Source organism: Trinickia sp., from assembly GCF_051961175.1.
Classification (GTDB): domain Bacteria; phylum Pseudomonadota; class Gammaproteobacteria; order Burkholderiales; family Burkholderiaceae; genus Trinickia.
Genome location: NZ_JBQCDN010000215.1, coordinates 1 through 8,467 on the forward strand (window position 1 = coordinate 1; position 8,467 = coordinate 8,467).

The window sequence follows — 8,467 nt, forward strand, 5'->3', positions numbered from 1 at the left end:
GCCGATGGACTGCCTCGAAAAGATCAAAACCGGTAATATTTCGCGTTAACCCAGCGTCCACCGTGCGCGCTCAGCGCGCACGTTGCACGTCCCACCGATATACCGCGGCACACCGGGTCGCTCGCTGTTCGATGCTCGAGCCATTCGGTTCGCCCCGCACATTGACCGACAACCGAGCGCAATGTCTAAACGGATTCACGCTCGGGTCTTTTGCCTCGCATCGGTTCAACCAAATTGCCTGAAATCCGGCTTGCGCTTCTGAAAGAACGCCATCATCGCTTCGCGTGCTTCGGGGGCGAGCAGCATCTTGCCGAAGTGCACGACTTCCTCTTTCATGCGATCGGCGATTTCGTGCCCGTGCGCACGCTTCATCAGCATTTTCGTCACGCGCAGCGACGAAGCCGGTAGCGCGCTGAGCTTAACCGCTTGTGCGTATGCGAATGCATCGACCTCACCCATGGGCAGCAAGCGATTGACGATGCCCATCCGATGCGCTTCCTTCGCATCGAACGCTTCACCGAGCAGCAGCTTTTCGGCCGCGAGCGGATAGCCCGCGAGGCGCGGCAGCAGCAGGCTCGATGCCGCCTCGGGGCACAGCCCCAATTGCGAGAACGGCAACGAGAACGTGGCCGACTCGGCCGCGTACACCATATCGCAATGCAGCAGCAACGTCGTGCCGATGCCCACCGCCACGCCGGCGACCGACGCCACAATCGGCTTTTCCGCACCGCTGATGCGCCGCAGGAACTGCAGCACCGGCGCGTCCTCGCTGCTTGGCGGCGACTTCATAAAGTCTTCGAGATCGTTCCCGGCGCTAAAGACGTTCTCGCTGCCGCGGATCAAGATCGCGCGAACGGCTGCGTCCTCCTGCGCATCGGCCAGCGCATCGGCCATCGTTTGATACATCGCCGACGTGATCGCGTTCTTCTTTTCAGGCCGATTCAAGGCGATCGTCATCACGCCTTCGGCACTGCGCTCAACCACTATGTCCATCGTCTCTCTCCAAAGGAAAACGGTTCGTGGCCCCGGAGGATTGCTCCATGGCTCACGAACCGTCACCGTCGTGACCGGGTCACGGCCGGGTTACAGCCGCTCGATGATGCCCGCTGCGCCCATACCGGTGCCGACGCACATCGTCACCATGCCGTACTTCAGATTGCGGCGGCGCAAACCGTGCACGACCGTTGCCGCACGGATCGCCCCCGTCGCGCCGAGCGGGTGGCCGAGTGCGATTGCACCGCCGAGCGGGTTGACCTTCGACGGATCGAGACCGAGCTCGCGCACCACCGCGAGCGATTGCGCCGCGAAAGCTTCGTTCAACTCGATCCAATCCAGATCGTCCTGCGTCAGGCCCGCCGCCTTGAGCGCGGCCGGAATCGCTTCCTTCGGGCCGATCCCCATCACTTCGGGCGGCACGCCGCGCACGGCGAAGCTCACGAAGCGCGCGAGCGGCGTCAGGTTGAACTGCTTCAGGATCTTCTCGGACACCACGATCAGCGCCCCGGCGCCGTCCGACGTTTGCGAGCTGTTGCCCGCCGTCACCGAGCCCTTGTTCGCGAAGACCGCGCGCAGCTTGCCGAGCCCTTCAAGCGTCGTATCGGGACGGGGGCCTTCGTCGAGTGCGATTTCGCGCGTCTTCGTCTTCACTTCGCCCGTCGCGAGATCGGGCACGCGCTCGACGATCGTGTAAGGCGCGATCTCATCCTTGAACTCGCCGGCTTGTTGGGCGGCGATCGCCTTTTGGTGCGATTCGAGCGAGAAGCGGTCCTGATCCTCGCGGCTCACCTTCCAGCGCTCGGCGACGCGCTCGGCCGTGAGGCCCATGCCGTAGGCAATGCCGAAGTTCTCGTTGTTGTCGAAGATGTGCGGCGACATCGATGGCGTGTTACCCATCATCGGCACCATGCTCATCGATTCGCAGCCGCCCGCGATCATCGCATCGGCTTCGCCGACGCGGATACGATCGGCCGCCATCGCGAGCGCCGTCACACCCGAGGCGCAGAAGCGATTGACCGTTACGCCGCCCACCGATTGCGGCAGGCCCGCGAGCAGCGCGCCGATCCGCGCGACGTTCAGGCCCTGCTCGGCCTCGGGAATCGCGCAGCCGACGATCGCGTCCTCGATCACCTTCGTATCGAGCCCGGGCACTTGCGCCACGGCCGATTTGATCGCGTGCACGAGCAGCTCGTCCGGCCGCGTGCTCTTGAATATGCCGCGCGGGGCCTTGCCGATCGGCGTGCGGCTCGCGGCGACGATGTATGCGTCTTGCAATTGTTTGCTCATTTGGCGCTCCTGCCTGTTTAGTTGCGCACCGGCTTACCGGTCTGCAGCATGCCCATGATTCGCTCTTGCGTCTTTTGCGTGCCAAGCAGGTCGACGAATGCGCGGCGTTCCAACGTGAGCAGCCATTCTTCGTCGACGAGACTGCCGGCTTCGACATCGCCGCCGCAAACGACTTCGGCAATACGCGAGGCGATCAGGAAATCGTGCGCGCTGATGAAGTTGCCGTCGCGCATGTTCACGAGCTGCGCCTTGATCGTCGAAATCGCCGAGCGGCCAGCCACCGGCACCTGCTTGGCCGGCAGCGGCGGACGGTACCCCGCGGCGGCCAGCGCACGCGCCTCCTTCTTCGCCGTGTCCAGCAACTCGAACACGTTGAAGACGATCGTGTCCGACGGCTTCAGATAACCCATCGCACGGGCCTCGATGGCCGACGCGGACACCTTCGCCATCGCCGCGTTCTCGAACGACTTCGAGAGGAACTTCAGCAGCTCGCCGTTCGATGCCCCGACGGCCGCAGCCGCATCGGCCGCGCGCAACGCGGCTTCCTTCAGGCCGCCGCCCGCCGGCACAAGACCGACGCCGACTTCGACGAGCCCGACATAACTCTCGATGTGTGCCACACGCTTGGCGCTATGGAGCATGAACTCGCATCCGCCGCCGAGTGCAATGCCCGAGACCGCGGCCACGACGGGCACGTTCGCGTATTTGACGCGCAGCATGGTTTGCTGAAACTTCTTGACGAACGGCTCGATCCCTTTGGCGCCACCCATCATGAAGGCGGGCATCGCTTCTTCGAGGTTGGCGCCGGCCGAGAACGGGCCGCCCGGGGTCCCGAGCTTCAGCGAAGTGGGCTGCCACACGACCACGCCCTTGTACGACTGCTCGGCCAATTCGATCGCTTGTGCGAGGCCGTCGAGCACGCCCGGGCCGATCGTGTTCATCTTCGTCTTGAAGGAAAGGATGACGACATCGTCCTCGCCCGCGCGGTCATCGACCCATGCGCGCACCGAATCCGTTTCGAACAGCGTCTTGCCGTAAGCCTTCGGATCGACGCCGGTTTCGCCGACGAGCGGGGCACGGAATACCTGCTTGCGATAGACGGGCAGCGTCGAACGCGGCTCGAACTTCGCTGCCGCGGGCGACCACGAACCTTCGGCCGTATGGACGCCGCCCTTCTGCGCCACGTCGCCCTCAAATACCCACGACGGCAGCGGCGCATTCGCCAATGCCTTGCCCGCGACGATATCCGCTTGCACCCACTCGGCGACTTGCTTCCAACCGGCCGCCTGCCAGCCCTCGAACGGGCCCTCGTTCCAGCCGAAGCCCCAACGAATCGCGAGATCGACGTCGCGCGCGTTATCGGCGATCGATTCCAGGTGCACGGCGATGTAGTGGAAGACATCGCGGAAGATCGACCACAGGAATTGCGCCTGAGGGTGCTCCGATTCGCGCAGGAGCTGCAGGCGCTCGGCTGGCGGACGCTTCAGGATGCGGCCGATCAATTCGTCCGCCTTCGCACCGCCTTCGACGTACTCGCCCGTCTTCGGGTCGAGCACCTTGATCGCTTTGCCTTCCTTCTTGTAGAAGCCGCCGCCCGTCTTTTGGCCGAGCGCCCCCTTGGCGACGAGCGCGGCCAGCACGGCCGGCGTTTCATACACGGGGAAGAACGGATCGTCGGCCAGGTTGTCCTGCATCGTCTTGATGACGTGCGCCATCGTGTCGAGACCGACGACGTCCGCCGTGCGGAACGTGGCCGATTTGGCGCGGCCCAGGCGCGAGCCCGTCAGGTCGTCGACTTCATCGAAGCGCAGGCCGAACTTCGAGGCTTCGGTAATGACCGCGAGGATCGAGAAGATACCGACGCGGTTCGCGATGAAGTTCGGGGTATCCTTCGCGCGCACGACGCCCTTGCCCACGACGCTCGTCAGGAACGTTTCGAGATCGTCGAGGATGTGCGGCTGCGTATGCGTTGTCGGGATCAGTTCGACGAGATGCATGTAGCGCGGCGGATTGAAGAAGTGCACACCGCAGAAACGCGACTTCAGTTCTTCGGAGAATCCTTCGGACAACTTCGTGATCGAGAGGCCAGATGTATTCGTCGCGAAGATCGCATGCGGCGCGAGGTGCGGCGCGACCTTCTTGTACAAATCGTGCTTCCAGTCCATCCGCTCGGCGATCGCCTCGATGACGAGATCGCATTGCTCGAGCTTGGCGATATCGTCTTCGTAATTCGCCGGCTCGATGTACCGGGCATCGTCCTTCGCGCCGAACGGCGCGGGCGACAGCTTCTTCAGATTGTCGATCGCTTTCAGCGCGATCGCGTTCTTCGGGCCTTCCTTGGCAGGAAGATCGAACAGCAGCACCGGCACCTTGGCATTGATCAGGTGCGCGGCGATCTGCGCGCCCATCACGCCGGCGCCGAGCACGGCCACCTTGCGAATGATCAGATTGCTCACGTTTTTCCTCCCTGGGAGTCATGCGTTTTCGCGGGCTCGATGGCTGCGCATCGCGCGCTGCGATGCGGATCGAGCCGCGGTGAATCGGAAGCGAGCGGCGCTTGCGTCCTGGCCGCGCCGCGCGGCAGGAGCGCTGGCTTAGAACAGCGCCTCGTCGACTTCCATCAGCGTCTTCGAACCCGCGCGTGCTTCGCGGATCGTCTTGGCCGTTTCGGGCAAGAGCTTCGCGAAGTAGAAGCGCGCCGTCGCGAGCTTGGACTTGTAGAACGGATCGCCCGACGCTTCCTTGTCGAGCGCAATGCGCGCCATGCGCGCCCAGAAGTACGAGAAGACCAGGTGGCCGACCGTGCGCAGATACGGCACCGCCGCCGCGCCCACTTCGTCCTGGTTGGCCATCGCCTTCATGCCGATTTCCATCGTGAGCTTCTGCACCTTGTCGCCGATGTCGGCGAGCGGGTTCACGAACTCTTGCATCTCGGGCTTGACGCCTTCGGCTTCGACGAAATCCGTCACGAGCTTGCCGAACTTGCGCAGCTTCGCGCCCATGTCGCCCAGTACCTTGCGGCCCAGCAGATCGAGCGACTGCACGGCATTCGTACCTTCGTAGATCATGTTGATGCGGGCGTCGCGCACGTACTGCTCCATGCCCCATTCCTTGATAAATCCATGGCCGCCAAAAATCTGCATCGCGTGGTTCGTGCATTCGAACGCGTTGTCCGAGAGGAACGCCTTCAGAATCGGCGTGAGCAGCGCGACGAGATCGGCCGCTTCCTTGCGCTCGGCTTCGTCTTCGTGCGACAACTCCTTGTCGATCTGCAGGGCCGACCAGTACGAGAACGCACGCGCGCCTTCGGCATACGCCTTTTGCGTCAGCAGCATACGGCGTACGTCCGGGTGCACGATGATCGGATCGGCGGCTTTCTCGGGCGCCTTCGGGCCCGTCAGCGAACGCATCTGCAGACGTTCCTTCGCATAGACGAGCGAGTTCTGATAGGCGACTTCCGTGAGGCCGAGGCTTTGCATGCCGACGCCGAGGCGCGCCGCGTTCATCATGACGAACATCGCTTGCAGGCCGCGATTCGGTTCGCCGACAAGCCAGCCCTTCGCGTTGTCGAGATTCATCACGCAAGTGGCGTTCGCGTGGATGCCCATCTTGTGTTCGATCGAGCCACACTTGATGCCGTTGCGCTCACCCGGCTCGCCGGCCGCGTTCGGGATGAACTTCGGCACGATGAACAGGGAAATGCCCTTCGTTCCCGGAGGCGCATCGGGCAGACGCGCGAGCACGAGGTGAACGATGTTTTCGGCAAGATCGTGTTCGCCGCTCGAGATGAAGATCTTCGTGCCGGTAATCAGATACGAGCCGTCGCCGTTCGATTCGGCCTTCGTGCGCAGGATGCCGAGATCGGTGCCGCAATGCGGTTCGGTCAGACACATCGTGCCCGTCCATTTGCCCGCCACGAGCTTGGGCAGGTAAACCTGTTGCTGCTCGGGCGTGCCATGCGCATGCAGGCATTCGTAGGCGCCGTGCGAGAGGCCCGGATACATCGTCCATGCCTGGTTGGACGAGTTCAGCATTTCATAGAGCGCGTTATTCACGAATGCCGGCAAGCCTTGGCCGCCGTATTCGGGATCGCAGCCGAGCGCGGGCCAGCCAGCCTCGACGTATTGGCTGTACGCCTCCTTGAAACCCTTCGGCGTCGTCACCACGCCGTCGCCCGCATAGGTGCAGCCTTCCGCGTCGCCGCTCTGGTTCAGCGGGAACAGGACTTCGGCGCAGAACTTGCCGGCTTCTTCGAGCACTTGGTTGATCGTGTCGGCATCGAGGTCAGCGTGCTTCGGCATGCCTTTGACTTCGTTTTCGACGTTCAGCAGTTCGTGCAGCACGAATTGCATATCGCGCAGCGGCGCGGCGTACTGACCCATGACATCCTCCAAAGGTTTGCAGCGGTAGAGATCAAGCCGCCAATGGCAGTCAGTGCGCCGGGTGGGAGCGCTGCTGACTAACGGCTCTCGCTCTGAGATAAATCGCCCCCACGTTCACTTCGTTCGCTGTCGACCGGAGTGGGCGCTTCAGCGCTTACTCCGGTCCCATGCAAAGCTCCCCCCGAGGGGGCGTCAGAGCGCTTGGGGCGGCCCGGTGCGCTCTGATACGAATCAATGGTTTTTTCAAGCGCGGCCCACGTAAGCCGCGCAGCATCGGACAGATGCAGAAAGCGCGCGTCGTGGTGCAGACCGAGCGTGAAGCTATACAGTTCGAACAGCATCAGGTTCGGATCGGTATCCGCACGCAGATGCCCTTCTTCAACGGCTTGCGAAATGGCCCGCAGCAACGCGGCCCGCCACGTCGACACGCTCAGGACAAGCTGCTCGCGAACGGGGTTGTCGCCGCGGTCGTCGTATTCCACGGCACCGCTGATGTAAATGCACCCGGTCGTCACTTCCTGAATGCGCCGCTCCATCCAGCGGCCCAGCATCGCGCGCAACCTCGGCAAGCCGCGCGGCTCGTGCAAGCTCGGGAAAAACACCTCCTGCTCAAAACGGCGGTGGTATTCGCGGACGACTTCGACTTGCAAGTCCTCCCGCGACCCGAAATGCGCAAAAACCCCGCTTTTGCTCATCTGCATGCGCTCGGCAAGCAAGCCGATCGTCAAGCCCTCAAGCCCGTCACGGCTCGCCAGATCGAGCGCGGCATCGAGAATCGCTGCGCGCGTTTGTTCACCTTTTCGCATGGCCTCTTTGTACCGTTCCTCTGCCTGTGCAATTAAAAAATAGAACGGGCGTACTATTATTGAACGCGACCGTCCGGGAAACAAGGACTTTATTAGAAACCGGAATCTAACGGGACGGCTAGCTCTTGTGGCTGGGCTCGATTAGGGAAACTCCGGGCATGTGGCGGGCGCCATCGGCGCCCTGATCGCCGTGCGCAGACTAATCGTATCCGCCTACCGTCAGGAGCTTCATGGCGGCGCGATAGGCCGCATAGGCGAGCCGGTTGATCAGCCGTTCGGGCCACGGCCGCGCTGCGTAGCGAGCGGGATCGATCGGGCGGGCCTCGGCGAAGGCAGCCAGGATCGCGTCGCGCAGTTGGCCGATTTCGCAGTGCTCGATCAGCACGACATTCGCCTCGTTGTTGAGCACGAGACTCAGAGCGTCGAGGTTCGACGAACCCACCGTCGCCCAGTTCGAATCGACGACGGCAACTTTGCCGTGCAGCAGCGTTTTTTCATATTCGGCGATCTGGGCGCCAGCGGCCAGGAACGTGCGGTAAAGATAGGGCACAGCGTGATCGAGCGCGGCGAATTCCTTGCGGCCAATCAATAGACGCACGTCGACGCCGCGCCGGGCCGCCGCTACCAAAGCGCGTCTGAGCTTGCGTCCCGGCACGAAAAACGGATTGGCCAGCAGAATTTCCTGGCGCGCGCGGCCGATGGCGACCAGGTACGCCTTTTCGATCGCACGCCGATTCACGAAGTTGTCGCGTGCGACGAAAGCCACGCTTGGCGCCTTGAGCGCATGCGCCGATGTTGGAGTAGAGCGCCGCGACGGCGCGGCGATGCCCGCGGCGGCGGCCTGTGCGCGAAGCACGAGCGCGCGCGAAACCGAAGCGGCATAGGGCCGGTGGCCCAACTCCAGGCGGCGCCACTGCGTATCCAATGCGGCGGCGATACGCGCCACGACGGGGCCGATCAATTCGACGGCAAAATCCCAGCGCGGATGCTCGAGAC

The 8,467-nt window shown here is 63.2% G+C and carries 6 protein-coding genes; all 6 read right to left on the reverse strand.

The window, feature by feature from the left end; translation table 11 throughout:
* Nucleotides 1-225 precede the first annotated feature (225 nt).
* Nucleotides 226-993, reverse strand: coding sequence for an enoyl-CoA hydratase (locus tag ACTHL0_RS12770; protein WP_440567114.1), 768 nt, complete (start codon nt 991-993; stop codon nt 226-228).
* A gap of 90 nt (nt 994-1,083) precedes the next feature.
* On the reverse strand, nt 1,084-2,283 hold the full coding sequence (locus ACTHL0_RS12775; RefSeq protein ID WP_440567115.1) for an acetyl-CoA C-acyltransferase: 1,200 nt from the start codon (nt 2,281-2,283) through the stop codon (nt 1,084-1,086).
* A 17-nt stretch (nt 2,284-2,300) separates the two neighbouring features.
* Nucleotides 2,301-4,739 carry a 3-hydroxyacyl-CoA dehydrogenase/enoyl-CoA hydratase family protein gene (locus ACTHL0_RS12780; protein WP_440567116.1) on the reverse strand — a complete coding sequence of 813 codons (2,439 nt, stop codon included), beginning with the start codon at nt 4,737-4,739 and terminating at the stop codon, nt 2,301-2,303.
* A 138-nt stretch (nt 4,740-4,877) separates the two neighbouring features.
* Complete coding sequence (locus ACTHL0_RS12785) at nt 4,878-6,665, reverse strand: acyl-CoA dehydrogenase C-terminal domain-containing protein (RefSeq protein ID WP_440567117.1); 1,788 nt, start codon at nt 6,663-6,665, stop codon at nt 4,878-4,880.
* 77 nt (nt 6,666-6,742) lie between these two features.
* Nucleotides 6,743-7,471 carry a TetR/AcrR family transcriptional regulator gene (locus ACTHL0_RS12790; RefSeq protein WP_440567118.1) on the reverse strand — a complete coding sequence of 243 codons (729 nt, stop codon included), beginning with the start codon at nt 7,469-7,471 and terminating at the stop codon, nt 6,743-6,745.
* 199 nt (nt 7,472-7,670) lie between these two features.
* Nucleotides 7,671-8,467: phospholipase D-like domain-containing protein (locus ACTHL0_RS12795; protein WP_440567119.1), on the reverse strand; the 797-nt coding region annotated here is incomplete at its 5' end.

Coding starts and splice junctions, on each gene's coding strand:
- ACTHL0_RS12785 (WP_440567117.1), bottom strand. CDS start 6,665: ATGGGTCAGTACGCCGCGCCGCTGCGCGATATGCAATTCGTGCTGCAC.
- ACTHL0_RS12770 (WP_440567114.1), bottom strand. CDS start 993: ATGGACATAGTGGTTGAGCGCAGTGCCGAAGGCGTGATGACGATCGCC.
- ACTHL0_RS12790 (WP_440567118.1), bottom strand. CDS start 7,471: ATGCGAAAAGGTGAACAAACGCGCGCAGCGATTCTCGATGCCGCGCTC.
- ACTHL0_RS12775 (WP_440567115.1), bottom strand. CDS start 2,283: ATGAGCAAACAATTGCAAGACGCATACATCGTCGCCGCGAGCCGCACG.